18 protein-coding genes are annotated in these 26,354 nt (G+C 66.1%); 7 read left to right on the top strand and 11 right to left on the bottom strand.

Going from position 1 to position 26,354, the window contains the following annotated elements; translation table 11 throughout:
- Positions 1 to 230 precede the first annotated feature (230 nt).
- The 6 genes from SPHPH_RS0109150 to SPHPH_RS21560 all read right to left on the bottom strand — a co-directional run bounded on the left by SPHPH_RS0109150 (position 231) and on the right by SPHPH_RS21560 (position 8,463).
- Positions 231 to 3,146 (bottom strand): TonB-dependent receptor, encoded by a 2,916-nt coding sequence (locus tag SPHPH_RS0109150; protein ID WP_081668583.1) that lies wholly within the window; start codon positions 3,144 to 3,146, stop codon positions 231 to 233.
- A 374-nt stretch (positions 3,147 to 3,520) separates the two neighbouring features.
- The gene (locus tag SPHPH_RS19335; protein WP_028966432.1) at positions 3,521 to 4,846 is read right to left on the bottom strand and encodes a hypothetical protein; all 1,326 of its coding nucleotides are present in this window, start codon (positions 4,844 to 4,846) and stop codon (positions 3,521 to 3,523) included.
- 27 nt (positions 4,847 to 4,873) lie between these two features.
- The gene (locus SPHPH_RS0109160) at positions 4,874 to 5,581 is read right to left on the bottom strand and encodes a hypothetical protein (RefSeq protein ID WP_028966433.1); all 708 of its coding nucleotides are present in this window, start codon (positions 5,579 to 5,581) and stop codon (positions 4,874 to 4,876) included.
- Between the two features lies 1 nt (position 5,582).
- Entirely contained in the window at positions 5,583 to 6,293 is a 711-nt protein-coding gene (locus SPHPH_RS0109165) for a C39 family peptidase (RefSeq protein ID WP_051272937.1), read from the bottom strand.
- 2 nt (positions 6,294 to 6,295) lie between these two features.
- Positions 6,296 to 6,655, bottom strand: coding sequence for a hypothetical protein (locus SPHPH_RS19345; RefSeq protein WP_037488350.1), 360 nt, complete (start codon positions 6,653 to 6,655; stop codon positions 6,296 to 6,298).
- A gap of 71 nt (positions 6,656 to 6,726) precedes the next feature.
- Entirely contained in the window at positions 6,727 to 8,463 is a 1,737-nt protein-coding gene (locus tag SPHPH_RS21560) for a beta strand repeat-containing protein (protein ID WP_028966435.1), read from the bottom strand.
- Positions 8,464 to 8,784: 321 nt separating this feature from the next.
- Between SPHPH_RS21560 and SPHPH_RS0109180 the strand changes: the two genes are divergently transcribed.
- On the top strand, positions 8,785 to 9,960 hold the full coding sequence (locus SPHPH_RS0109180; protein ID WP_156025934.1) for a helix-turn-helix transcriptional regulator: 1,176 nt from the start codon (positions 8,785 to 8,787) through the stop codon (positions 9,958 to 9,960).
- Between the two features lie 69 nt (positions 9,961 to 10,029).
- Positions 10,030 to 10,818 carry an AraC family transcriptional regulator gene (locus SPHPH_RS20450; RefSeq protein WP_156025936.1) on the top strand — a complete coding sequence of 263 codons (789 nt, stop codon included), beginning with the start codon at positions 10,030 to 10,032 and terminating at the stop codon, positions 10,816 to 10,818.
- A gap of 249 nt (positions 10,819 to 11,067) precedes the next feature.
- Here SPHPH_RS20450 and SPHPH_RS0109195 read toward each other — a convergent pair whose 3' ends face one another.
- The 3 genes from SPHPH_RS0109195 to SPHPH_RS0109205 all read right to left on the bottom strand — a co-directional run bounded on the left by SPHPH_RS0109195 (position 11,068) and on the right by SPHPH_RS0109205 (position 14,126).
- A complete protein-coding gene (locus SPHPH_RS0109195) occupies positions 11,068 to 12,177 on the bottom strand; it encodes an alkaline phosphatase (RefSeq protein WP_037488353.1) in 1,110 nt (369 codons plus the stop codon).
- A 110-nt stretch (positions 12,178 to 12,287) separates the two neighbouring features.
- Positions 12,288 to 12,740 carry an ATP-binding protein gene (locus SPHPH_RS0109200; protein WP_081668585.1) on the bottom strand — a complete coding sequence of 151 codons (453 nt, stop codon included), beginning with the start codon at positions 12,738 to 12,740 and terminating at the stop codon, positions 12,288 to 12,290.
- A 315-nt stretch (positions 12,741 to 13,055) separates the two neighbouring features.
- Positions 13,056 to 14,126, bottom strand: coding sequence for a LacI family DNA-binding transcriptional regulator (locus SPHPH_RS0109205; protein ID WP_051272938.1), 1,071 nt, complete (start codon positions 14,124 to 14,126; stop codon positions 13,056 to 13,058).
- Positions 14,127 to 14,323: 197 nt separating this feature from the next.
- Here SPHPH_RS0109205 and SPHPH_RS0109210 point away from each other — a divergent pair, with 197 nt between their 5' ends.
- The 3 genes from SPHPH_RS0109210 to SPHPH_RS19360 are packed head-to-tail and all read left to right on the top strand — an operon-like array spanning position 14,324 to position 20,852.
- Entirely contained in the window at positions 14,324 to 17,389 is a 3,066-nt protein-coding gene (locus SPHPH_RS0109210) for a TonB-dependent receptor (protein ID WP_028966441.1), read from the top strand.
- Positions 17,390 to 17,392: 3 nt separating this feature from the next.
- Positions 17,393 to 18,178: a SapC family protein gene (locus SPHPH_RS19355; protein WP_081668586.1), complete on the top strand. Its 786-nt coding sequence runs from the start codon at positions 17,393 to 17,395 to the stop codon at positions 18,176 to 18,178.
- Positions 18,179 to 18,206: 28 nt separating this feature from the next.
- The gene (locus tag SPHPH_RS19360) at positions 18,207 to 20,852 is read left to right on the top strand and encodes a glycoside hydrolase family 3 C-terminal domain-containing protein (RefSeq protein ID WP_051272939.1); all 2,646 of its coding nucleotides are present in this window, start codon (positions 18,207 to 18,209) and stop codon (positions 20,850 to 20,852) included.
- Between the two features lie 148 nt (positions 20,853 to 21,000).
- Here SPHPH_RS19360 and SPHPH_RS0109225 read toward each other — a convergent pair whose 3' ends face one another.
- On the bottom strand, positions 21,001 to 21,870 hold the full coding sequence (locus SPHPH_RS0109225) for a transglutaminase family protein (RefSeq protein WP_028966442.1): 870 nt from the start codon (positions 21,868 to 21,870) through the stop codon (positions 21,001 to 21,003).
- Positions 21,867 to 22,934, bottom strand: coding sequence for an extracellular catalytic domain type 1 short-chain-length polyhydroxyalkanoate depolymerase (locus tag SPHPH_RS0109230; protein WP_028966443.1), 1,068 nt, complete (start codon positions 22,932 to 22,934; stop codon positions 21,867 to 21,869). The genes SPHPH_RS0109225 and SPHPH_RS0109230 overlap by 4 nt, the downstream gene beginning before the upstream one ends.
- 363 nt (positions 22,935 to 23,297) lie before the next feature.
- On the opposite strand from SPHPH_RS0109230, the gene SPHPH_RS0109235 reads away from it, so the two are divergent.
- Together SPHPH_RS0109235 and SPHPH_RS0109240 are read left to right on the top strand one after the other, a co-directional pair.
- A complete protein-coding gene (locus SPHPH_RS0109235) occupies positions 23,298 to 25,388 on the top strand; it encodes a LamG-like jellyroll fold domain-containing protein (RefSeq protein WP_028966444.1) in 2,091 nt (696 codons plus the stop codon).
- 170 nt (positions 25,389 to 25,558) lie between these two features.
- On the top strand, positions 25,559 to 26,353 hold the full coding sequence (locus tag SPHPH_RS0109240) for a PEPxxWA-CTERM sorting domain-containing protein (protein ID WP_028966445.1): 795 nt from the start codon (positions 25,559 to 25,561) through the stop codon (positions 26,351 to 26,353).
- Position 26,354 lies beyond the last annotated feature (1 nt).

The following is a 26,354-nucleotide window of genomic DNA, read 5'->3' on the forward strand; positions in this document are numbered from 1 at the left end:
GCAGGGCAAGCAGAGCCTCGCGCCATATCGAAGCCAGCGAACCCGCCCCGAAAGAGGGTGGAGTTCGGTTCCCCATGCATGTCGGGTGAGAGTGCGGGACAGCCTTCGCTACCCTTTGTGGCCGTCCCGCATTTCCGCCACGATCGGCGCCCCGCCCCGCTCGTCCGGTGCGCCACGCCCGAACGGATCATCGCCGTCGGACCGGGGCACCAGACGGCGAGGTCAGTCCATTAGAATTTGGCGCGCACACCGAAATTGTACCGCGCACCGGTTTCCTGCTGCAACAGATAACGATCCTTGATCACCGACCATTCGTCGATGAACTGGTTGGTGACATTCACGCCCTGAACATAGACCTGGAAATTGGGCGTGAAGTCGTAGGAAACGTTGAAGTCGAGCTGCCCATAGGACGAGCGGTTGCGCGGGCGCGACTGGCTGTCGCGGCAGTTGCGCAGATAATCGGAGCGCCAGTTATAGGACACGCGCGCCGAAAGGCCGTATTTCTCGTAGAAGACGCTGCCGTTCGCCGAGTGCGGCGAAAGGCCGTTGTAGCCGCACTGGAAATCGGCAAGCGTCTGGTCGCGTTCGGCGCTGCTGGCGACATAGGTATAGTTGCCGGTCACGCCGAAGCCGCCGATGAAGCCGCCCAGCGCGTCGAACGAATATTGCCCGCCGACCTCGACGCCCTTGATCTTGCCGCTCTGCCCGTTGCGCGTGCGAGTGTCCTGATAGATCCGTCCGAACCGCTCGACCGGCAGCGTCTGCAGCTCGAGGAAGTCCGACAGGTCCTTATAGAAGCCGCCGACGCTAATGTAGCTGACGCGCGACAGATACCATTCCAGCGACAGATCGTAATTGGTGGAGCGGAACGGCAGCAGGCTCGGATTGCCGCCCGACGACAGCGGCACCGCGATGCGCCCGCCGTAATCGTTGTTGACGCCCAGATCGGTCAGCGTCGGCCGCGTGATCGTCTGCGAGAAGGCGCCGCGCGCGATCAGTTTCTCGGTCAGGTTGTACTTCAGATTGGCCGAGGGCAAGGCGTTGACGTAGCTGCTGCGCACCGCGATTGCGGTCGCCGGGCCATAGCTATATTGCAGCGTATCGTCGCCCGGCGTGTTGGCGATGCCGGTGACCGGCGTGTCGAAGCCGGAGGACAGCACCTGCGTGCGGATCACGCGCACGCCGGCGTTGCCGGTCCAGCGTTCGCCGCCGAACTGCATGCTGATATAGCCCGCGGTCAGCCGCTCCTGAACGTTGACGGTGCCGCGCAGCTGCTCGCGCACGCCGAACGGGCCACCGGGCAGCGCCTGCACCTGCGCCGCGAACGCCGCCTGCTGCGCGGCGGTCCGTCCGTTCGACGGAATGTTCAGCGTCGCGGGATCGTTGAGATAGGCGAGGAACGCTTCCGGATCGACCTGGAACAGCGACGGCGGGATGTTCTGCCCGCCGCCCAACAGGTCACCCCATTCATACGGCTGAAGCAGTCCCGACGCGATCGGCACCTGATAGCCGCAATAGGTGCAATTGGAATCGCTGTTGTTGAACTGGCGGTTGATCTTGCGCCGCTCGGTATACGAACCGCCCAGCGTGACCGCGCGCAGGATCGAATTGTCGACGGTCCACTTGGTGTCGAAATGATATTCGGAGCCGCGATCGCGCGTGCGATTGGCGTCGATCCCCATATAGTGCAGCCGCATCAGATCGGGGTTGTTGATGACGTTGTTGTCGTAGGAGATCGCCGGAATACCCTTTCCGCCGTCGAGCGAGAACTGGTAGCTGTAGGGCAGCAGCGCACCATAGACGAGATAGGCGTTGGGCGACGTGCGGTTGGCGCCGGTTGTCGAGGCATCGAAGCGCAGCTCGACGTTGTCGGTCGGGTTCCACTTGATGTTGCCGCCGATCTGATAGCTGTCCGACTTCCGGTTGGTCGTGTTGTAGACGTGGTCGACCTTGGCGTTGACGCCGTTGTTGGTCAGCCCGGGGTTCGCCGCCAGGAACTGCGGGTTCTGCGCGATGAAGTCGCGGCCCAGCATCGTCAGGCTGGTCGCGGTGTTGTTGCCGTCGAAGGTCGGCTCGAAATACGGCGCGGCCATGAAGTTATCGAGCCGGCGGGTGACGCCCGAGATATTGAAGCGCGAGTAGATGCCGTCGACGGTGATCTCGAGATTGTCGGTCGGCCTGAACTGCACCGCACCGGACACGTTGATGCGCTCGCGCTCTTCCTGCGCGCGCTGGTAATAGACGCTCTGCGGCAGGTTGGCGTTGCCGGTCACCGGATAGCGGGGATCGTTGCCGGTGATGAGCGTCGGGACGCCGCCGATCGTCTGGACGATGTCGGGACGGCCGTTGATCCAGCCGTCGATCGCGATCTGGTCGGTCTGGCTCTTGCGCTTCGTATAGGAGCCGGCGAGCAGCACGCCGAACGTCTTGTCCGGATTGGCATAGGACACGGTGCCCGCGAGATCGGGGGTGACCTTCTCGCGCGAGCGGTCGTAGATGCCGCCGATCTGTGCCGCGGCGTGGAGGCCGGTGCGCCCCTCCAGCGGGCGGGCAGTGATGATGTTGACCGTCGCGCCGATCCCGCCTTCCTGCAGCTCGGGCACCGGCGACTTGAAGACGTCGGTACGCTGGATCATGTTCGACGACAGGACGTCGAACGAGAATTCGCGCCCGGCATTGTCGGTGGCCATGACGCGGCCGTTGACCAGCACGGTGTTGAACTCCGGCCCCAGCCCGCGGACGGTGATGAACTGCCCCTCGCCGCCCGACCGGTCGATCGCGACGCCGGTGATGCGTTGCAGCGACTCGGCGATGTTCGCGTCGGGGAATTTGCCGACGTCGACCGCGGTGATCGAATCGACGATCTGGTTGGCGTTGCGCTTCACCTGCGCGGACGAACTGAGGCTGGCGCGGATGCCGGTGACGACGATGTCGCCGCCGACCGCGGGCTCGCCGGCGACGGTTGCGGGCGCTTGCGGCGCGCCGGCAGGTGCGGTGTTCGGCGGCCCGGCGGTCGTATCAGCGGCGGGTGCCTGATCGGTCGGGGGCGTCTGCGCATAGGGCGTCGACCCTGCCGCCTGCGCCAGCGCCATCGTCGGCAGCGAGCATCCGGCGCCCAGCGCCGCCATCATCAACCACGACCTCATATTCCTCTCCCGAGCGTTTTTTCAGACCCACCGGGAGAGAAGCGTCGACTGATTCTGGCGACGTCGTTGCGCTACTCTCCCTGCGCCGGGGAGCGAAGCGCTTTTGATAAGACTTATCAACCACTTTGCGATGGATGTGTCGTGAGGTACGGTTTCGTTGCATCGTGGCAACAACATGACGCACCCCCCCGATCGTGCGACGCGCGAATGATCCGCGGTGCGTCAATGGGACGACGGATCACCTCGCGCGACAAGTTGAAGTACCTGAACCCTAGTGCTGGCTTACGCGGACGGGGCACTTGCCTCCGCTACACTACCGTGATGGCCGGCCGGTGCATTTGAATCGACGGTGAAATCTGGTTCGCCAACGCCCATCAATAAGCGTTGAAGGTGAACGGGATGCGCAGCGTGGTGCGGACGTCGGCGGCATCGTCGGTGGCGCCGACCTCGACGTTCCAGTTGAGCGTCGTCGTCGGGGAGGTGCGATAGCTGACGCCGAACAGCAACCGGCCGATCTGGAGGTCGCGGCTCTCGGCGGTCATCGGATCGCCGAGCGCCTGCGTGGTCTGATTGAGGGCGCGGATGCGCGTCTTGGTGCCCAAGGCCCATGTCTGGGCATAGCCGAAGCTGATCGACGTGCGCGGATTCAAGGCGATAGCGATACCTGCGCTCGCCGAGGGCTGGCTGCCCGGTGCGACGCGTTCGATGAAAGCGGCGCCGATCTGGCGGTTTATGGTGCGCGCGAAGTTGTACGTGTAGCCCAAGGTCGCGAACAAAACCGCCGGATCGCTGGGTAGAATTGCGGTCAGGTTCGGCGTCAGCGCCCAGAATCCCGCGCCCGTTGCGCCCTTCAGCGCATTGCCGAGCGCATCGCGCGGCACACGGAACGGGTCGGTACCGGTTGGTGCCACCGCCTGCACGCCCGCGATCAGATACGGCGCGCCGTTGTTGCCGTCTGTGAATTGGTAGCGGAGGCCGAAGTCGATATCGCCGATGTTCGCCCCGCTGACCGGGCGATCGAGCTGCCCGGCGTTCGGCTCGGTCGGGTTGGCGACGGGGGCGAGCACCGACTTGTCGGAGCGGTAGACGAACGGCAGCCGCCCGTTGATCTCCAGCCGGCTGGTCAGCCCGAGCCGCCCGACCGCACCGACGGTCAGCACGTCCTGCCGACTCTGGTTGATGTCGAAGACACCGATCAGCACCGCCTCGGGAATTTGCACGCCGCGGAACACCACCTGATTGCGGTCGGCGCGCGCATATTCGAAGTTGACCTCAACAGTCGCGCGCCCCGCCTTGGTGATGATCCCGCCCTGTTCGGAGAGCACCGCGACCTGCACCTGCCGCTGGTCGGACGGCGCCTCGCCGACAGTCTGCACCTGCGTACCGGCGGACGGGGGCGCGGGCGGCGGTGATGCCGGGAGCGGTACGCCGCCCGGCGGCAAGGCGGTCTGCGCGACCTGCGTTGCCGTCTCGCCCGATAGCCGCGCCTCCAGCCGGTCGATCCGCGCGCGCTGTTCGTCGAGCGCGCGCTGCTGGCGGTCCAGCGCCTGCCGCTCGACCGCGAGCGTGCGGCGCAGCTCGTCGCGATCATCCGCCGCCGCCGGCACCGCCGCGGTTGCGGGCGACACCGGCTGCTGCGCCGCGGCGGGCGCGGCGAACAGACCGAGGGAGAGAAGCGCGCTGGAGGCCGCAGGTCGCATCGATGATTGTCCCCTTTCCCGATTAGCTCAGCGCGGTCCGGCCGCCTCGGTCGCAATCCGGTTGACCAGCAGCATCCCGTTCATCAGCCCGGCGGGCAGCCCGACCAGATTGACGTTGACGGTGCTGACGGTGTCGATGACGCGGTCGTTGCCGGTGTTCGAGATCACCGCGCCAGTCGCCTGCCCGACCAGATGCCGGATCTCGGTGGTCGGCGTCAGCAATTGCACCTGGCTACCGCGATCGTCACTGGTCAGCCGGATGCTCCCCGAGCTGGCGTCGACCGCCGGACCGTTCGCGACCACCGGTACCGGGATCTGCCCAGACGCGTCGAGCCAGCCGGTGATCGGGCCGGAAACAATGTTGACGCTGGCGGGCGCGTCGCTGGAGGGCGCCGTCACCGTGGTGCCGGTCGGCGTGCGCGACACCGAGACGGTCGGCCAGCTCGGGTCGCCCGTCTCCACGGTGACGGTGCCCGGCACTTCACTGGGGCTGGTCCGCCCATCGGTGAAGACGCGCACGCCCTGCGCCTCGCTGGAAAAGATCGTGTGCAGCGCCAGCACGCCGTCGATCCGCGTCTGGATGTCGATACCGATCGCGACGTTCAGCCCGTTGGGGAGCATCAGGCCGCCGCGCATCGTCGCCAGTTCGCGATCGGGAACCCGCACCGGTGCGTCGCCGGCGGGCACGTCTGGGGCAGCGACCAATGAAGCGGCGATCAGCAAGGCGATCGGCATGTCAGAACTCTCCCAGACGCGGGCGGGTGAGCGCGAGTTGCGCGCTTTCCAGCGGATCGGCGGAAAGGAACGGTCGCCCGCGCGGCGCGCGCGCCAGATCGACGGGCATGTTGAAATGCGATTGCCCGACCGCGTCGCGCCCGCTGATGACGAAAAACACGCCATTCCATTGTTTCGAGAAGCGTCCGATCGTCTCGCGACGCAGGCCCAGCGACGGATCGCCGAGCAGCAGTGTCTGATCGTCGATCCCCTTCACGACGACGAAGTGGCGATAGCCGTCGAAGTCGATCAGCGCGATGCCGGGCACGCCCGCCTGCGCGATCTGCGCGATGCTGACCTTGAAGCCATCGGCGGCGATCCCGCGCGCCGCGAGGTAGCGCTTCATATCGAGCAACGAGAAGCCGAGCCGTCGGATTTGCGCCTGATCGCCGTCGCGGAACATGCCGAGGAACACGCTCTGCTCGTTCTGCGGATCGTCGTAATGGAAGCGCAGCAGCGTCGCGAGCGCCGCCGATCCGCAGCTGAAATCATATTGCTGCCGCACCACCGTCTCGAACCGCCGCCCGATCAGGCTGGTCACGGGAACGGCGAAATTGAGCGTCGGCGAGAAGTTGGTGACATTCCCGCCCTCGGGCAGCGGCATCGCGGTACAGCCGGCGGTCGCCAGCAGCGCCGCCGGCAGCCACCGGGCGAGGCGGAGCGGCGCGCGCATCGTTACTGGTTGATCGCGACGTTCACGTTCAGCGACGAATTGATGGAAACATTGTTTCCGGTGTTCGCGCTGAGCAACGACAGGCCGTTGAGGTTCTGGAAGGAATTGGGGTCGAAGCTGATCGTCCCTGTTTCCGAATGGCCGTTCACGCTGTTGCCGCTGACCGTGCTGGTGTTCTGCGCGCGGATCACCTGCGACAGATCCGACTGGCCGGTGACCGCGCCGAGCTGCGCATTGTCGACCGGTGCAGCGGCGCCGAACGGACTGGCCTGAACCGGCGACGCGGCCGGCGCGGTCTGCGCAACGGCCGAAACCGGCACGGCGGCGGCGAGCAGCGCCGGACCGATGAAGAGGATACGCATGTCCCGATCTCCCGATCGATCAGAGAAAAGGAGGAGGGGCGGCACCGCCACCCCTCCCCGCCCCCTTGGCCTTATTGACCGCCGCCGAGGTTGATCGTGCCGGCCGCGACGCTGACGTTCACCGCCGAATTCTGCGATGCGCCGGCGCCGGTGTTCATGTTGAGCGACTGCAGCCCGGCGAGGTTCTGGAACGCGCCGTCGCCGGTCGTCAGGCTGTTGTTGACCGAGTTGGTCGCGCCGCCCGGGGTCTGGCTATAGTCGACCCGCACGCCGGTGACGTAGCTGGCGAGCGTCGCCGACGAGACCACTGCACTGGCCCCGAAGACATTCGAGGTCGAGGCTGCGCCGGTACCCGCCGACGCCATGCCGGTGCTGCGCATCGAGCTGTCGGCGTAGCTGGCATCGCCATTGGTCGCGACCGAGCCGCGGCCCGAGTTGCTGGCGGTGTTGCGGCGATCCGAATTGTCGTTGGTCGACTGATCGCGGCTGTCCGTGGCGTCGCCATTGTTGGCCGCAACCTGCGCGCCGTTGGCCGAGCTGGTCACCGAGCGGTTAGAGTTATCCGAATTGTCGGTGGTCGACTGGTTGCGGCTGTCGGTGGCGTCGCCATTGTTCGCCGCGACCTGTGCGCCGCTGGCCGAGCTGGTCCGCGAACGGTTCGAGTTGTCCGAATTGTCGGTGGTCGATTGGTTGCGGCTGTCGGTCGCGGAGCCACTTCCGTTGTTCGCCACCTGTGCACCGCTGGCCGAGCTGGTCCGCGAGCGGTTCGAATTGTCCGAATTGTCGGTCGTGGACTGGTTGCGGCTGTCGGTTGCCGAGCCGCTGCCGTTCGAGGCGACCTGGGCGCCCGACGCCGAGGTGGTCGTCGTGTTCGTGGTGGTCGACTGGTTGCGACTGTCGCTGGCGTTGCCGCCGCCGCTGGCCGCGACCTGTGCGCCGCTCGCCGAATTGTCGGTATTCGTGGTCGTCATCCGCGAGTTGTTCGACTGATCGCGGCTGTCGGTTGCCGAGCCACCGCCATTGTTCGCGACCTGCGCGCCCGACGCCGAGGTGGTGGTCGACGTGTTGGTGGTCGATCGGTTGGAATTGTCATTGTTCACGGTCGAGCGATCGGCATTGTCGTTGTAGGTGTACGACCGGTCGGCGTTGTCGGTGTTGGTCACCGATTGATTACGATTGTCGCTTGCGGTGCTGCCATTGTTGGCCGCCACCTGCGCGCCATTGGCCGATGAGTTTGTCGTGTTGGTGGTGGTCGCCGTCGAACGATTCGAGTTGTCCGTCATCGACCGATCGGCATTGTCCGTGTTGGTGGTCGACTGATTGCGACTGTCGGTCGCGCTGCTGCCGTTATTGGCCGCCACCTGCGCGCCCGACGCGCCGCTGCTGTCGGTGTTCGTGGTGGTGTTCGTGCGCGAGTTATTGGAATTGTCGGTGGTCGAGCGGTTCGATTGATCGGTCCACGTCGAGGTGGCGGTGTTGTTGCTGTCGTTCGTGGAGTTGTTGGTCCGCGAATTGTTCGAATTGTCCGTCGACGATCGGTTCGAGTTGTCGGTCCACGAACGATCCGACGAATCGGTCTGCGTGTTGGTGGCAGTGTTGTTGCTGTCGTTGGTCGAACTGTTGGTGTTCGTGGAACTGTTGGTATTGTCCGTGTTGTAAGCGCTGCTCGCCACGTCGTTGCCGGCGGCGTTGCCGGTGTTGGTGTTCGTGGTGGTGTAAGTGTTCCCGGGCTCGGTGGTCTGGGCGGACACGGGGGCGGTCCACGCCAGCACTGGGATCGACGCTGCGATCAGAAGACGCGATTTCATGGTGAGGCATCCCTTGTTGGCCGGTTCAGCCGGCGGTGTTTTCCAGCCCGGCAATCCTGCGGACCGAGCCGAATCGGGAAATACCGTTAATCATCCATTCACCATTCCCCCCCTTTGCGGGCGACCGCTCCTCCCGTTTGGCCGCGCCCGCCACCCCCAAATGAGGGGGTACAAATGACTGGTTTTTCCCTTGTCTCAAAATGGGATACATCGGATCGAATGATGTGACGGTCGGTTGGCGTAGAAGAGGGAAACCCGACGCAGGGAATCGGGAACCGAAGGTGGAGAGGTAGTGCATTGCTGGCAGACAAGGATCTGCCCATGCTCTTCCGCGGGGCCATTGCGCGCGCCAGTGTGGTGGCGGAGCACGATGGCGGGAGCGTGCGGCATTTTGTTCAGGGGTGGCCGCCGTTGCGCGATGCGCGGGTCACCTTCCACGACACGTACGACGACGCGATCTTGGTCGGCGACGACGTCGCGGTGGTCACGGGTCATTTCGCCAGTACGCTGGGGGCGGAGGCGTGGGCGCTGACGAGTACGCACGATCAGGGCGCGTCACGCTGTCTCGCATCGCAGGGTCTGGACGATCTCACCGGCGCCGCGCTGGCGCAGGTGGCCGATCGGATCGAATCCGGTTGCGGCTATCATGCGCCCGAACCGGTCTGGTGCGACCGCGTGTCGACCACCTATCCCGCCGCGGCGCTGGTGATACCCGTCCAGCGGACGCCCGGGCAGCCCGGGACATTCGTCAATCTCATCTTCAGTTCGGCCGACGATGCGGCACGGCGCGCGGTCGAGGCGCACTGCCGGCGCGAATGGCCCAGCGTCGCGGCCTATTTCCGGTTGTGGGAAGCGGCGCGGCTGGCCCAGCGGCGCACTGTCGGGATCGAAACCGGGCTGAACCTGGTGGCGATCGGCGTCGTGCTGCTGTCGGGTGACGGGCATATCGCCTTCGCCAACGAAACAGCGCGGCACCTGATGGAACGACACGACGGGATCCGCGAGCATCGCGGACAGGTGCAGGCGACCGATCGCGGCGATGCCACGGCGCTGTCGGCTGCGATCGGCTATGTGCTGGCGCAGAGTGGCGCGGACGGCGCCGTCGACCGGATGCCGTTGTTGATGCTGCGGCGGGAAAGCGGACCGCCGCTGGTCACCTCCTTCGCGGCGATGCCGCGGTCTGCGGACGGGGACGATCATGGCGACGGGGCGCTGCTGTTCTTCGTCGATCCGGGGCTCGACATCCACCAGCTCGCCGAGCCGGTATGCAAGCTGTTCCGGCTGTCGCGGGTCGAAACCGAGCTGACCTGCCTGCTGGCGTCGGGCCAGACGCTGGCGGCCGCGGCGCAGGCGCTGCACGTCAAGCTCGGCACCGCACGCGGTTATCTGAAACAGGTTTTCGTCAAGACCGGCAGCAACCGGCAGGTCGATCTGGTCCGGCTGATCTTCAGCAACCTGATCCGCGCCTCGACCCACGACCATCTGCCGCGACGCTGATCTGACGCTGCGGCGCATCCGCCGGGCGTCCGGCGACGTATCTTCGCGAAACGCATTGCGGAGACGCAATTGGAGAGATTATCGCCAATACCCGGGCGGCGCGCGCCCTCCCCGTCACCCGACGACCTCGTCGCCGGCTATGTCGCGCGGACGCCGATGTCGGGCGGGCGCGGCACGATCGTGTTGCCGGGCGGGCCACGATTATACGTGCTGGTCGGTGGCGAAACGGGCGCACGGCTGACGATCGGCCGTCGGACGAGCGCGCCGCTGCCGCGGATCGGGTTCATCGGGCCGACGACCAGGATCGCGCAGCTTGACCATGACGACGCGACGCTGCTCGGGCTGCGGCTGCGCGCAACCGCCTGGCCGCTGCTGTCCAATCTCGACCTCTCCCGCTTCACCGACCGCATCGTGCCGCTGACGAGCATCGACCCGGATGCTACGCCGAACACCTGGAACTCCGGCGTCGACGCCGCGGCGGCGTTCGCGCCGTGGCTCGCCGCGCAACGTGCCGCCGGCCGCGCACGCGATGGCACGGCGCAGCAGATCATCGCGCTGATCGACGCCAGCCCGCGCGCCGGCGTGGGCGATGTCTGCGCGACGCTCGGCATCACGCCGCGACAATTGTCGGCCATCTGCCTGCAGGTGTTCGGCCTGCCACCCAAGCGCTTGCTGATGCTGCGGCGGTTCCTGGGCGTGCTGCGGCGCCTGCTTCCCGATACGCGCGGTGCCGGCCGGGTGCTGTGGGAGGCGGGCTATGTCGATCACTCGCATTTCGCGAAGGATTGCCGCCGCTTCCTCGATTCAAGCCTCCATGGCTTTCGCCAGCGGCTCGGCGACGGCGGCGATCCGCTGTGACGAAAATCGCCACGCGCTTTCGGGACGCCTCGCGCATGCCGCCCGCGATGCCCAGTTCGGCCCGATCACGACGCTGGCCGCGTCGCTGAGCAGGAGAAAGGCGGCGGCCATCACCCCGTAGCAGTCCGCCATTTGGCCGAGCGAGATGGGCGCGATCGGCTGCTGCCCGCGTGTCGGTCGAGCGCCGGGACCTCGTCGAGCAGTTCGAGGAGGAGGAGCGGCCCCGGAAGGCCGCCGCCACCTTCCAGCTCAGCGATCCTCGGTCCAGCCAAAGGCGGCCATCATGATCTCGAACAGCCGGGTATTGGGAAAGAAGCCGTGCAGCCGTTCGGCACCGGGACCCGATGCGGTTGCGATGACCTCCTCGCCGGTATGATCGTCGGTGACGCTGATCACCGGGTTGGATGCCACGGTCGCGCCGGGCTGGGCGGCTGCCGCTTCGACCTGCCGGGCCAGGGGACTTGCGCGATCACCGCCGCTCATCCGCAACCCAAAGCTATGGTCGGCGGTGAAAAGGATCAGCGTATCCTTGCCCGCAACCGCGCTGATCCGGCGGATCAGATCGTCCATCTCCACGGCGTGGCGCAGCCCCTTTAGCGGATTGGGGGTGTGCATGTCCCATTCCACCATAAGGAAGTAACCCTTGGGGTTGCGGTCCAGCTGGCGGACGGTCGCTTCCACGGTGGAAACCGGCGAGAAATCGGCATCGCGCAGCACGGCGACACGGCCATGCTGGCCGACGAGCGCGGGATCGTTGCCGAAGCGATAGCCTGCTGCGGCAAAGGCGTGTTCGGGACTGGTCTGCCGCGCGGCGAAGGCGGCCTCGGCGTCCGCCCTTCCCTTGCCGATCAGGATGTCGACGCCGTTCCCAAAACGCGGGGCGAGCATCTGACGGAAAATGTCGCCTTTGTCCTTGCGCGAGGCGACATGGGCGAAGCAGGCGGCGGGCGTCGCATCCCAGATCGGCATGTTGGTCACGACGCCGGTCGAGAGGCCATGCGCCTCCGCATATTCGAGCAGGGTCTTGACCGGTTTAACCCCGCCGCCGCTGCCGTCGGGCACGACCGACACCATTGAGTTGTTGGTCTTTCGCCCGGTCATGATCGCGGTCATCCCTGCCGCGGAGTCGGTCACCCAGCGGTTGCTGGACGAGGTGTCGGACAGGCCGAGATGCGGCATGCTTTGCAAGAACAGCGCTTGTGGCCTGTCATGCGCCAGGATGCCGGCGGCGCTGATCGTCGGCAGACCACCGGCATCGCCGAGGAAGAGGATGATGTTGCGCGCATGGGCCGGCCGGTGCTGAGCCCGGTGAGCGCGTTGCGCCGCGGCGGGACTTCCCGCCATCATCGCGGCGGCCATAAGACACGCCACCCGCGCGCAGAGGGCGCGGAACGGGCGCAAACGGGTCGCGTGGCGATGTCGACCCGGACAGTTCAGGAGTGCCTTGATCATGGTGTTCGTCCTTGATTTTAAAGAAATTCGTTAGCGGCGGGCTGGCGCGCCAGGATAGGGCGTGCGCGCAACCCCGGCGCATTGTCTTCGAGTTGCAGTCTGCCGCCGTTGAGCGAGGCCACCGCCTTCACCAGCGCGAGGCCAAGGCCGCTGCCCGGCGTGCTTCTCGCGCTGTCCAGACGGCCGGAGCGGCGAACCGCCTCCTCTCGCCGCTCGGGCGGGATACCGGCGGCCCGGTCGCAGACGCATATATGGATTTTCCTATCTCGCCGGGCGGCCTCCCGCACCACCTCGCCGCCGCCCGTGCCGTATTTGAGCGCGTTATCGACCAGATTGGCGACGGCCTGCACGATCAGTGCCCTTTTCTGGGCGCAGGTACACGATCGCGACACAATGACGTGTCGCGCTGTTCTCGATGCAGATGCTGACAGCCACCCCTTACCTGCCGCAGCGCAGCTAGGTGAGGGCACCTACATTTCTGTGACAATCGGGCAGATTAGAGGGATTTAAGGCTGCTCACCGTCATATTCGCTGACCTGACACCCCCTCGCCTCTTACCGCGTCCTTCTGAAAGCGGTCGCGCGAACGCCGTCATCTGTGCAGCCATCTACGCTGCGCCGGGTCACAACGCGCCTATCGCGGACAATGAGCAAGGACCATTGGAGCGCGAAGCTGATATTGTGAGTTATCCGCCCGGAACCGATAAAGCCTGCCATGCTGCACGAGCCGGCGTCGTCAAGAAAACGCGGGCGATCTGGGGCAGCATCGCAGAGCACGAGGCTCCGTCAGGCTTTTGGCGCGACAACAGCATCGGAGCCCCGAACGATGAGTTCATGCGACATCATCAAATGCTTCGCTGTCCGATTGCCCGCCTCGAATGCCTTTGCGAGATCGGCGAGCATCATAACGCAGTGGACCGCCATATCTGCGATCGGTTGTCGGATGGTCGTCAACTCGGGATAGGTGCTCGTGGCGATCCAGCTGTCGTCGAATCCGCACACGGTAAGTTCTGACGGTACGTCGAGCCCCAGCCGGCGCGCCGTCATGACCGTCGCTGCGGCCATATCGTCGTTGCTCGCAAAGATCGCCGTCGGGCGGTCCGACAATGCAAGAAGGCGGTCCGCGGCCTGGAGCCCAGAGCGATAGGTGAAATCGCCCTGCACGATGAGGGCGGGATCCAGGGCAACGCCCGCGGCGTCGAGCGCCTCCACGAACCCGGTCTGCCGCGCATAGCTTGCGGCGAGCGCCGGCTCGCCGGCGATGAACCCTATGCGACGGTGCCCGAGCGCGAGCAGATGCTGGATCATCTCGCGCGCCGCGGTGGGTTCGTCGATGAACACCGACGAGATCTCCGTCCCGCCCGCGTTCGTGGACACCAGCAGTCCGGGCAGATCGCAGCCGCGAACCAGTTCCTGAAGGAGCAGCGAGTCGCAAAGCGGCGGCGTTAGGATGATCGCATCGATGCCGCTGTTGATCAGGCTGTTCAGCACATCCGCATCGTCTTCGCCCAGCCGGCACCCGCGCGCGATCAGTTGCACGTCCATCAGCGAGGCTTGCTCGATCGCGCTGATCAAAAAGTCCATGATGTATGAACTGCGGGGATTGTTGTGCAGCAATCCGAAGCGCAGCTGGCGCGCGCCCGACAGCATGCGCGCGGATCGGTTCGGGGTATAATGCAACTCGGTGATGATGCGCATCACCCGTTCGCGCGTGTCCTCGCGTACCGTCAACGGGGCGCTCAGCACGCGCGACACCGTCATTTTAGAAACGCCTGCCTTTTCCGCGATGTCGGCGATGGTCGCAGCGCCGCGATGGCGGGCGCTGTTGCTTTTGGGTTTCCGTGAGATGCCAGCCATTCGCCCCGCATCGGCGATTTTCGTGCCTTAGGTCAATAATCAACCATTGCATGTTACCGGTATCAGTGTTACCGGTAATAACGATCGGTGAATCGGCCGGTCGCCAGGAGGGGATTACGAAGATGCGCGTTCGCATGTGGGAGGCGTTTGCCTGCTCGACATCGGTGATTGCGGTGGCCATCGGGGCGCCGTGTGCAATGGCGCAGACCGCCACCGGGGCGCAGGCCGGTGCGCCATCCGAAGCGGCGCAGGGCGTCGAAACCGATGCCGAAACCGCGCAGGACATCGTCGTCACCGGCGTGCGCGCCAGCCTTGATCGCGCGATCAGCATCAAGCGAAATTCGAACGGCGTGGTCGACGCGATCAGCGCCGAGGACATCGGCAAATTCCCCGACACCAACCTGGCCGAGTCGCTGCAGCGCGTGACGGGCGTCTCGATCGACCGCGTCAACGGCGAAGGTTCGCAAGTGACGGTGCGCGGCTTCGGGCCTGGCTTCAATCTGGTGACGCTGAACGGACGGACCCTGCCCTCCGCCAGCGTCGGGGCGATTGGCGCGGGAGACGGGGCCGATTTCGCGACCGGCACCAGTCGATCGTTCGATTTCTCCAATCTCGCATCGGAGGGCGTCAACACGCTGGAGGTCTACAAGACCGGACGTGCGGCGGTGCCATCGGGAGGCATCGGCGCCGCGATCAACGTCATTACGCGACGCCCGATCGAGGCGCGGGACACGGGGTTCAGCGGGACGATCGGCGCGAAGGCGCTGTACGACACCAGCGCCGACCTGCGGCTGGACAATGCCGCCAAGGTGACGCCGGAAGTGTCGGGGCTCACCAGCTGGACCAACGATGACCGTACAGTCGGCATCTCGCTGTTCGGCAGTTATCAGAAGCGTAACTTCACGACGCGCGGTGCGACGGTGGCGTACTGGAATATCCGCAGCTACGACCAGTTCCGCGATCCCGGCAACGGCTTCATCAATTCGCAGACCAAGATCACCAACGCGCCGGCGAACGGCAGCCAGTTGGTCGCGGTACCCAACGACAGCAGCTTCTTCTATTCCGAGGGTCAGCGCGAGCGGATCAACGGCGCCGCCACACTGCAGTTCAAGCCGATCCAAACCGTCACGATCACCGCCGACGCGATGTTCGCGCAAAATCGCCAGCGCGACGTGCGCACCAACCAGGGCAATTGGTTCAACCGCCCCTTCGCACAGGTGACGTTCGACCAGAACCCCGTCGTCGCCACGACCGAGTTCCTGCAGGAGACGATTTCGGGCGTGAAGGACGCCGGCTTCGCGCAACAGGATCGCGCGTTGAAGAACCGCCTGCAGGATTATGGCGGCAACATGAAGTGGGAGCTGACCGATCGCGTGACGCTGTCGGTCGACGGTCATTGGGGCAAGGCGGACAGCCTGCCCGACAACCCGAACGGCAACAGCTCGAACATCACCACGATCGCCGCGCCGGTCGTCGCGGCGCAGACCGCCTCCTACACCGGCTATATCCCGGTGCAGACGATCACGCTGAACGACAAGCTGCGCGGGAACGGCAATGGCGTGCTCGACGTCGGCGATGTCGGCACGCAGATGTCGCGCTTCATCCGTTCGTCGCAGAGCCAGTCGATCAAGGAAATCCGCGCGGATCTCGGCTGGCAGCTCGATGAAGCTGGCAGCCGCCTCGACGTCGGCGGCGACATGCGCAACCAGACGCTCACCCAACGCGCCAACTTCAGCCAGCAGGTGCTCGGCGATTGGGGCGTCAGCAATCCGGGCGATATCGAGCGCGCCGCACCCGGGCTGCTCGAAGAGTTCTGCCTGACCTGCAAGTTCCGCCACTTCGATGCGGGAGCGGCCGGCGCGTCGCTGGTGGCATTCCGGGCGCCGGGCACGGCGCTGATCAACGCGATGTCGCCCGTCTACGCCGCGCGCGGCAACAACATCTTCTCGACCGGGCAGCAGGACAATCGCGTCCGCGAGAAGATCACCGCCGCTTATGCGCAGGTGACGTGGAAGGCGGATCTCGCCAACCGCCCCGCAACCCTGGTCGCCGGGCTACGCTACGAAAAGACCGACGTCTTCTCCTCCTCGATCGTCGCGGTGCCGGCGGCGATCATGTGGACGGCGGACAATGACTTCACCCTGACTGTCTCGAACCAGAAGCAGCTGGTGACGCAGACGGGCAGCTACGAGAACCTGCTGCCATCGATGGATTTCCAGATCGAGATGGCGAAGAACCTGATCGGACGCGTGTCGTTCAGCCGCACGATCGCGCGCCCCGATTTCGGCAATCTGTTCTCGGCCAGCTCGGTCAGCATCCCGAGCCGCGCCACGGCAGTCGGCGGCTTCGCGCCGGGATCGACCGGCAATGCCAATCTTTCGCCGCTGATTTCGGACAACGTGGATGTCTCGCTCGAATGGTATTACAAGCCGTCGAGCTTCATCTCGTTCGGGTTCTTCGACAAGCGCGTCCAGAACTTCGTCGGTACGGGGCAGACAAGCCAGAATTTGTTCGGCCTGCGCGACCCGGCCAGCGGCGTGGCCGGCACCCGGTCCGGCACGGCGAAGGCCGCGTTGCAGGGGATCGGCGCCGACATCAGCGACGTGAACCTGTTCACGATGACCGCGCTGTTGCAGCAAACGGGGAACATCGCCGCCGCGACGCAGCAGTTCCAGGCCAATCGCGTCAACGGCGCGCTGACCCAGTCGTTCATCGACGACACGCTGAAGGCCGTCGACATCATCGCGAACGCAAGCGATCCGCTGTACCAATTCTCCGTCACGCGCCCGATCAACAATCGGGAAGGCAAGATCCACGGGTTCGAGGCGGCGTTCCAGCACTTCTTCGGCGACACCGGCATCGGCGTGGCCGCGGCCTACACCTATGTCCGCGGTGACGTGGGTGTGGATGTCGGCGCCAACCCCAGCGTCGATCAATTCGCGCTGCTGGGGTTGAGCGACACCGCCAACGCGACGCTGATCTACGACAAGCACGGCATCTCGGCGCGGCTGGCCTACAATTGGCGTGATCGCTTCCTGCAGGCGACCAACCAGGGCGGCGATCGCAATCCGCTGTTCGTCGAGCCGTTCGGCCAGCTCGACATGAACGTCAGCTACGACATCTCGCCCAACTGGTCGGTGTCGCTGGAGGGGATCAACCTGACCGAGGAAAACATCCGCACCTATAATCGCTCCAGCCACAACCTGGCCTACGCGCAGGAACTGGACCGGCGCTTCCTGCTGGGCGTGCGGACGCGCTTCTAGGCGATGGGCAGCACGGTTCTTCTCAATCAAGTCGATCATGGCGAACTGCGCATCGCAGTTCGCCATGAAGCGGCATTTGGCGACGCGGTCAACCAGATGCTGGTCGTCCCGACCGAGTTCATCGCCGCGCAGCGCGACTATCCGATCCTGTTCCGCTTCGCCCCGGAGACGCAGTGGACCGCCGTCGTGCTGCTCGGACTGGATCGCGACGAAAACCTCTTTCTCGAACGGAGCGGCTGGGCGGATGGTCGCTACGTTCCCGCCGTGCAGCGGCGCGGCCCGTTCGTGATCGGGGTCGCGACCGACGACACGACCGAACCGACGATCCGCGTCGCGCTGGATGATCCGCGGGTCGGCGACCCTGGCGGATGGCCGTTGTTCCTGCCTTATGGTGGCGAGGCGCCGTACCTCACGCATGTTCGCGACGCGTTGTCGTGCCTGCACGCCGGCGTGAAGATGGCCCCGGCGATGTATCGCGCGTTCAGCGAGGCGGGCTTGCTGACGCCGGTGTGCATCGATGTCACCGTCGAAGACGACCGGCGCTATCTGATCGAGGATTGCTGGGCGATCGATGGCGAGCGGTTGGCGACGCTCGACGACGCGACGCTCGGACAGCTCAACGAAGCCGGGTATCTCGCGCTCGCCTTCGCGGCCTTCGCCTCGCTCGACAATGTCCAGCGCCTGATCGCCTTGAAGAACCGTGTGTGCGCCGGGGGTGCCGGCGCTGTGCACCATGACTCTCCCGCAACTCCTCGCGCGGACGTCGGCACCCCGTCGACCGCATCCTGATCCCCCGAGCTTTATCAAGGATTTGATCATGGCATTCTTCAGCCACCACCGCTCCTTCCGTAAGGCGCTGCTGCTCGGCGTGACGCTCAGCGTGCCGTCGGCGACCATTGCGCAAGTCTATAAGGACCCGGACGCGCCGATCGAGAAGCGCGCCGAGGATCTGGTCTCGCGGATGACGCTGGAGGAGAAGGCGCGGCAGATGCAGAACGCTGCACCGGCGATCCCGCGGCTCGACCTGCCGGCCTATGACTGGTGGAACGAGGGGCTGCACGGCCTCGCGCGCGCCGGCGAGGCGACGGTGTTTCCGCAGGCGATCGGCATGGCAGCGACCTGGGACAAGGAGCTGCTGAAGGCCGAAGGTCGCGTGATCGGCACAGAGGCCCGCGCGCGCTATAATCAGGCGCAGCGTGAGGGCAACGTCGACCGCTATTTCGGGCTGACGATCTGGTCGCCCAATATCAACATCTTCCGCGATCCGCGCTGGGGGCGCGGGCAGGAGACGCTGGGCGAGGACCCGTATCTGACCGGCACGCTTGGCACCGCGTTCGTGGAAGGATTGCAGGGTGACGATCCGCGTTATTTCCTGACCGTCGCCACCCCGAAGCATCTGGCCGTCCACAGCGGCCCCGAGCCGCTGCGTCACACCTTCAACGTCGATGTCGCGCCGCAGGACCTGACCGAAACCTATCTTCCCGCCTTCCGCCGCACGATCACCGAGGGCGGGGCCTATTCGCTGATGTGCGCCTATAACGCCATCAACGGCAGCCCGGCGTGCGGCAGCACGATGCTGCTCAAGGATTTCGTCCGCGATGCCTGGGGGTTCAAGGGCTTCATCACGTCGGATTGCGGCGCGATCGACGACTTCGTTGCGGGCCACAAGACGCAGAAGAACTGGGAGGAAGCCTCGGCGGTCTCGGTCAAGGCCGGTACGGACACCGGCTGCAACTTCCGCGACGAGTATCTCGCTATCCCCAACGCTGTCCGCCAGGGGCTGCTTCCCGAACGCGACGTGGACACCGCCGTCAAGCGACTGATGACCGCGCGCATCCGGCTGGGGATGCTCGATCCGGCCGATCGCGTGCCCTACGCTTCGATCGCTGACGCCGAAAACCACAGTGCAGCGCATCGCGAAGTGGCGTTGCGTGCGGCGCGTGAGTCGATCGTTCTGCTGAAGAACGACGGCGTGCTGCCGGTCGCTGCAACGGCGCGCCGCGTGCTGGTGGTCGGCCCCGCCGCCGCTAGCCGCGAGGCGCTGAATGGCAATTACAAGGGCACCGCCGTCGGGCAGGCGTTGCCGGTCGACGGGATCGCGGCGGCGCTGGGCGCGGAGCGCGTGACCTTCGCGCAAGGCGCGCCGTTTATCGAGCAGGTCGCGGTCACCGTACCGCGTACCGTGTTCGGCACGCAGGGCGTCACCGCGCGCTTCTGGAACGGCATTGGCTTCGCCGGCCCGGTGGTCGCGACGCGGACCGAACGCGAAATCGACAACGACTGGAACGGCATCGCGCCTGCCCCCGGAGTCGACAAGACCGCCTTCTCCGCCGAATATGCCGGCACGCTGACGGTGCCGGCCAGCGGCGACTATGTTTTCGAGATCGGCGATCGACGCTGCGACTGGTCGGAGGACCAGCAGACCTATGTGCTGAGCATCGAAGGGCAGCCGGACGTCCGCGCGACCTCCAAATGCTTTACCGGCGTGCCCCTGTCGACGCCGCCGATCCGCATGGAGGCGGGCAAGCCGCGCGCGTTCCGGCTCGCCTTCACCCACCACTCGCCGCGTCTGGGCGCTGGGCTGACGCTGACGTGGAAGCCGCAACCCGAAGCCTTGTTGCAGGAGGCGGTGAAGGCGGCGACCCACGCGGACGTGATCATCGCGATGGTCGGGCTGACCGCCGGGCTGGAAGGCGAGGAGATGAAGGTCAACGCGCCGGGCTTCGAAGGCGGCGATCGCACCACCATCGCGCTGCCCGCGGTGCAGCAGCGCTTGCTCGACGCGCTCGTCGCGACCGGCAAGCCGGTGGCGATCGTCGGCGTCTCGGGCTCGGCGCTGACCTATGGCGCGGCCGGCGCGCAGGCCAAGGCGGTGGTGCAGGCCTGGTATGGCGGCGAGGCCGCAGGTCAGGCGATCGGTGAGGTGCTGGCAGGGGCGATCAACCCGTCGGGGCGGCTGCCCGTGACCTTCTATGCCTCGCTCGATCAGCTTCCGGCGTTTGCCGATTATTCGATGAAGAACCGGACCTACCGCTACTTCGACGGAACGCCTGAATATCCGTTCGGCCACGGGCTCAGCTATACGCGGTTCGCCTATTCGGGCACGGACGTGCGCCCGACGATCCGCGCCGGGCAACCGACCAGCGTGGCGGTAACGATCCGCAATACCGGCGCGGTCGCGGGTGACGAGGTGGCGCAGCTCTATGTCCAGCCCGTCGGCCGCCCCGATCTGCCGAAACGGTCGCTCAAGGGCTTCCAGCGCGTGCGGCTCGCACCCGGCGAGGCTCGGCAGGCGCGGTTCACGCTCGATCCGCGCGACCTCGCCTTCGCCGATGCGAAGGGCGTGATGCGCGTCACGCCCGGCCGCTATTCGCTGTGGATCGGCGGTGGGCAGCAAGGCACCGGTGCACCGGGCATAGCCACGGAGATCCGCGTCATCGGCGGCAAGGTGCTTCCCAAGTGACCGGGCCAATGGAGTAACGGCCGCTCTTTTGGCCGGCTGCCCGCTTCTAGGGGGTGGCTGGCAGCAATCAGGCGCCCACATGGTCATGCGCTCGCCTGACCCCGGCCAGTGATCAGACGAGCCCCCTTCTCAGGCTCAGCCGCCCGACCTAGCGAGCGTCCTCGTCGAGTGCCTCGACGACGACGCTCGCCTCCATGCCCACGAAATCGGCCGCATCGCCCAGAAAGCCGCCGACGACGGGCAGCACCGCCTGGCTGGTCACGCCGACTGCGGTTGCGATCAGGCCGGCGCTGCCCATGCGGCGCTGGGTAGGGTCGAAGGCGATCCAGCCCGCCCCCGGGAGGAAGACGTCGCACCAGGCATGGGTTGCGCCGACGTCGCCCGCCACGCTCCCGGGATCGAACAGGTAGCCCGACGTCGCCCGTGCCGCGAAGCCCAGCCGCCGCACCGCCCAGAGGAACAGCGCCGCCAGGTCGCGGCACGAACCGCTGCGCAGCGCGAGGGTACGGGATGGCGACTGGGTGCCTTCCTCCTCGCGGGTGCGATAGGCAATGGCGGTGCCGACCGCCTCGTTGAGCGCGTTCAGCAGCATCAACGTGTCGTCGGGTGCGGTCGCGCGGAAAACGGCGAGCCATGCTGTCACGGCCGCGTCGTCTTCTGCCTCGGGGTTGAGCAGCGCGGGGCCGAACAGTGCCAGATCACCGGGCGCGTAGGCAAACGGATGGCGGTACGCGGCCGACTCAAGCCGTAAGATCGGATAAGCCTCGCCGATGTGGAGCACCTTATGCTCGGCAAGGATCGTCAGCGCCGACGCCTGGCCGGGAATCAGCGCCAGCGCAGCGGTGTTGCCGGCGGCGTCCTCGCTCCAGACCAGCTCGGCGGCCGGGTCGATCGTCACGGACGACGAGATCGTGGTCACGTCCCGGCTCGACCGTGGGGTGACCAGCAGGTGATGGTCGAGGAAGCGGACGGGCCGAGCATAGCGGTAGGTGGTGCGATGCCGGATGCGCAGCCTCACTGCCTCATCAGCCCGGCCGCGCGCAGCGCCTCGCTGATCGTCGCCGCCGGGTCTAGGCGCGGCGGCGACGCGGGCGCGGCGGCGGACGTCTCCACCGGCCGGGGCGGCGCCACCGCGGGAACGATGCCCCATGCGGCCGCGATGCGGTAGGTGGACGAGATGCCGGCGTCGAGCATGTGCGGCCCGGGCGATCCGCAAGCCTCATCGCCGTGGGTCGCCAGCGGAGTGCCGTGTCCCATGCCCGCGACCACGTACTCCTCGATCACCGCGCGGCCGGCGGCGTCGCGCCAGGTCCGGTGGAGATGCCCCGCAACCCGCTCGGTCGTATCCGGTTCGCCGACGCCGTGAAGCCCGCGCCATTGGTCGACGATCATCGCGGCGTTGACCGCATCGACCGTCGGGTCGCTGTTGCCGTGCCAGACCGACACGACAGGCCACGGCCCACGATGCGGCGAAGCCGCCAATACCCGCTCGCCAAGGCTTGCGCGATCATGCCCGCGCCCGCGCATCCGCTCCAGCGCCTCTGGCACCCCGCGGGCGGTGCCGAACGGCAGCCCCGCGATAATCGCCCCGCCGGCGAAAAGCTCGGGATGGCACGCCAGCATCGCCGAGGTCATCGCCCCGCCCGCCGACAGGCCGGTGACGAACACCCGCGCGGGATCGAGACCGTGGCGCTCGACCGTGGCGACGACCATCTCCCGGATCGACTCCACCTCGCCGCTACCACGCCGCGTGTCCTCGGGCGAAAACCAGTTGAAACACAGATTGGGATTGTTCGCCCGCTGCTGCTCCGGGAACAACACCGCGAAGCCGAACCGCTCGGCGAGTTCGGACCAGCCCGATCCGTGATCGTAGCCCTTCGCAGTCTGCGTGCACCCGTGCAGCACAACGACCAACGGGGCATGGGCGGGGAGATGGGCCGGCACGTGCACCAGCGCGCGCAAGGCGCCGGGATTGCTGCCCCGACCTTCCATCGGCGTGAGATTGCTGTTTCCACCGTCGGCGCCAAGCGCGGCCGGCGACAGTTTGCGAAGGCGAGCGATCGTGTCGGAAATCGGGCGCATGACGGTGCTCGTTGCGGCAGTGAGGAGCAACAGACCGGCCTGCGACTGCCGCGCAAACGATCATTGTGCGTTGCAGCATAGTTGGGGTGCCCGCGATGATCCTGCAAGTGTGACCAACTGCAATCGGCGAAATCACGGCCTCGTTCTGGCCGCCTCTATCGTCATTGCGCCGCCGCAAAAGCATCTAGTCTGAAGCGCCGCTCGCATACGGCCGTCAGCGGCGGCCGTCCCATTCGGAAACGATCTTCTCACCCCGCAAACGAGTTAACAAAAACATAACCAATCTGGAACAAGCGCGTCACCAAACAAGACCAAAGCGTGCCCCAACGCTGGATGGACCGGCTTCAAAAGGGGATTCGAGAGATGACGAACGACGACGACCGCGGCGCAGGCCGCGTCGCCGACCGCCGGGCTGTGCTTCGCAACGCAATGGGCCTGTCGCTGCTGCCATTGGGCGCGGGAATGTTGAGCGGGTGCGGCGCGGATCAGGCCAGCGGGACCGCGACGGGCTCCACCGGCGTACTGACCGCGCAAAGCGGCGCGGCGAGCTTCTCGGGGCTGGCGACCACCAGCTTCACGATCGCGGTGCTGCCCGACACGCAATTCTACTCGCGCTACGCCACGGCGGCCGAGAACAACCAGTTCATGCGCAAATACGGCAGCGAGCCGTTCAACGCGCAGACGCAGTGGATCGTCGACAATGCGACTGCGGCGAACATCCCGTTCGTCATCCACCTCGGCGACGTCGTCGACCAGGTCGGCAAGCCCGACCAGTGGAAGGTCGCCGATGCGGCGATGAAGAAGCTGGAAGACGCGAAGATCCCCTATTCGATCCTCGCCGGCAATCATGACGTGCTGGTCGATTACGAGTATCGCGGCGCGTGGGATCAGGCGTCGGGCACCGATGCGCAGCGCGACCTGAAGGCCGAGCCGTATCTGCAATGGTTCCCCACCAGCCGCGCCGCGCAGCAATCGACGTTCCGCGAGCGCGACGGCAGCGGCTTCCACGAATATCACACCTTCACGAAGTTCGGCGTCACCTTCATGGTGCTGTCGCTGTCGTGGCGGATTTCGGACGCCGGGATCGCCTGGGCGCGCGACGTGATCCGCCGCAATCCGACGCTGCCGGTGATCCTATCGAATCACCAGTTGCTCAACATCGATGTCGACGCGATCAGCCCGCTCGAGACCGAGTACGGCAAGATGCTGTGGGAGAAGCTGATCCGCGACAATGATCAGATCTTCATGACGCTGAACGGCCATCACCACGGCGCGGCGCACCTGACCAAGACCAACGATTTCGGCAATCCGGTCGAGGAGATGGTGGTCGATTACCAGATGGCCTATCAGGGCGGCAACGCGCTGATGCGGCTGTACGAGTTCGATTTCACCAACAACAAGATCGACGTGATGTCCTTCTCGCCGTGGGTGGTGCAGAAGCCGGCGAACACGCTCAACCAGTTCGATCGCGCGGTGCTGACCGAGGCGAACGAGCAATTCTCGATCGCGATGAACTTCAAGAAGCGCTTCGCGGGCTTCACCAGATGGAAGCCGGCGATGGCGTCCAGCGGCGCGCCGATCCTGCCCGCGGTGCAATCGCGGCTGCTCGCCAATTACACCGATCCGGTCGTCGTGCCCCCCGTTCCGCCGCGCGACGCCGACGATTACCCCAAGCAGACTGACACCTACGCGCACTGGCGCCCGGCCGGAGTCGCAGGCGCGATCGTGCAGGTCGGCGACGTGCTGCCCGACGCGACCGGCCAATTCCCGATGAAGCGCGTGCCGCTGGTCGCACCGGCGCAGGTCGAGGACGTGGTATGGTCCGACGACAAACATTATCTGTCGTCCGCGGCAGGCAGCGTGCGCTTCCTCAACACCGACAAGGTGACGGTCCGCAACAGCAGCTTCTCGACCGACGTCGGCGCGGCGATCAACAACCGCAGCTTCTGGGACGGCTATACCGTCGAGGCGTTCATCAAGGTCGACCCCGACTGGACGCGCGAGAACCACCGCTGGGGCAATATCCTTGGCCGCGTGGGCAATCGCGGCAACCTGCCCGGGTTCAAGGGCGGCGACCGACAGGCGTCGTCGGTGCTGTTCGCGATCTCGTCGCTGCGCGAGGTGCAGTGGGAAGTCGTGCCCGCCAGCAACGCCACCTACCCGCAGACCAACTGGTCGGGCGAGATCATGCGCAACACCTGGTATCACGTCGCGATCGTCTGCGATCCCAAGACGCGCGAGACGACCATGTACGTCGACGGCGCGCCGGTGCTGCGCAACGTGATCGGAGAGATCGGGATGCGCTCGCAGGGGCTCGACAAGCCGTGGATCCTCGGCGCGTCGTGGTGGGACGGGCTGCGCAAGGACGGCTTCTTCGGGTGGATCGGCGAGGTCCGCCTCGTGCCGCGCCCGCTGACGCCCGACCAGTGGTTGACCGCGCGCCGCGCGTCGTAGCGACGATCGCACCGCCCCTCCGTCATCCCGGACTTGATCCGGGATCCCGCTTCTTCTTCGACGCTCGCCAACAAGAAGCGGGGCCCCGGATCAAGTCCGGGGCGACGAAGGAGGAGCAGATGATTGTCGATCCGGCCTGCCCCTTCCCCTTTCTTACGGACCCAAAACCTATGAAACTCTATCTGATCGCTGCGAGCGCCCTGCTCGCGGCCGGCACCGCCGAGGCGCAGCAGTTCGACGCCTCGCCCGGCATTTTCACCGGCAGCGGCTATGCCGCCAGCTACAACGGACCGGGCGGCAACGTCCAGCCGTCGAACAAGGCGCTCGGCTCGGTATGGGGTGGCGGCGCGGACACGTTCGATGCGTTCGGGTGGTACAACACCGGCACTGGCGGGCTTGCGCTGACGCGACAGGTCGAGCTGCTGAGCGGCAACACCTTCCGCTTCTTCGATACGTTCACCAACAACGGCAGCAACGTCCCGAACGTGACGGTCAATTTCTTCGGCAACCTCGGTTCGGACGGCGACGAGCTGGTCAGCTACGATCAGGGCGGCCTGATCGTGTCGTGCGAGGACGACGGCGCGGGCGCGTGCACCGACGATGCGGTGATCGCGCTCGTTTCCGGCAACAACGGGCTCGGCAAGGCCGCGATCACGCCGGACCGCTACAATGCCAGCTATCTGCTCAACGTGTTGCCGGGGCAGAGCGTCAGCCTGCTCAACTATGCGTTCCTCGCACGCGACGTGAACGGCCCGACCGCCGACGATGTCGCGCTGGCGACCAGCACCGGCCAGGCGTTGCTCGCCGCGCCGCGGCTCGAGGGGCTGTCCGACGCGCAGGTGGCGCGGATCGTCAACTTCGCGGCACCGGTGCCCGAGCCGAAGACCTGGGCGATGATGCTCGCCGGCTTCGCGCTGGTCGGCGTCGCGCTGCGTCGTCGTCGCTCCGCTATGGCAACCGCCTGAC

It is taken from the genome of Sphingomonas phyllosphaerae FA2, assembly GCF_000427645.1.
In the GTDB taxonomy this organism is placed as follows: domain Bacteria; phylum Pseudomonadota; class Alphaproteobacteria; order Sphingomonadales; family Sphingomonadaceae; genus Sphingomonas; species Sphingomonas phyllosphaerae.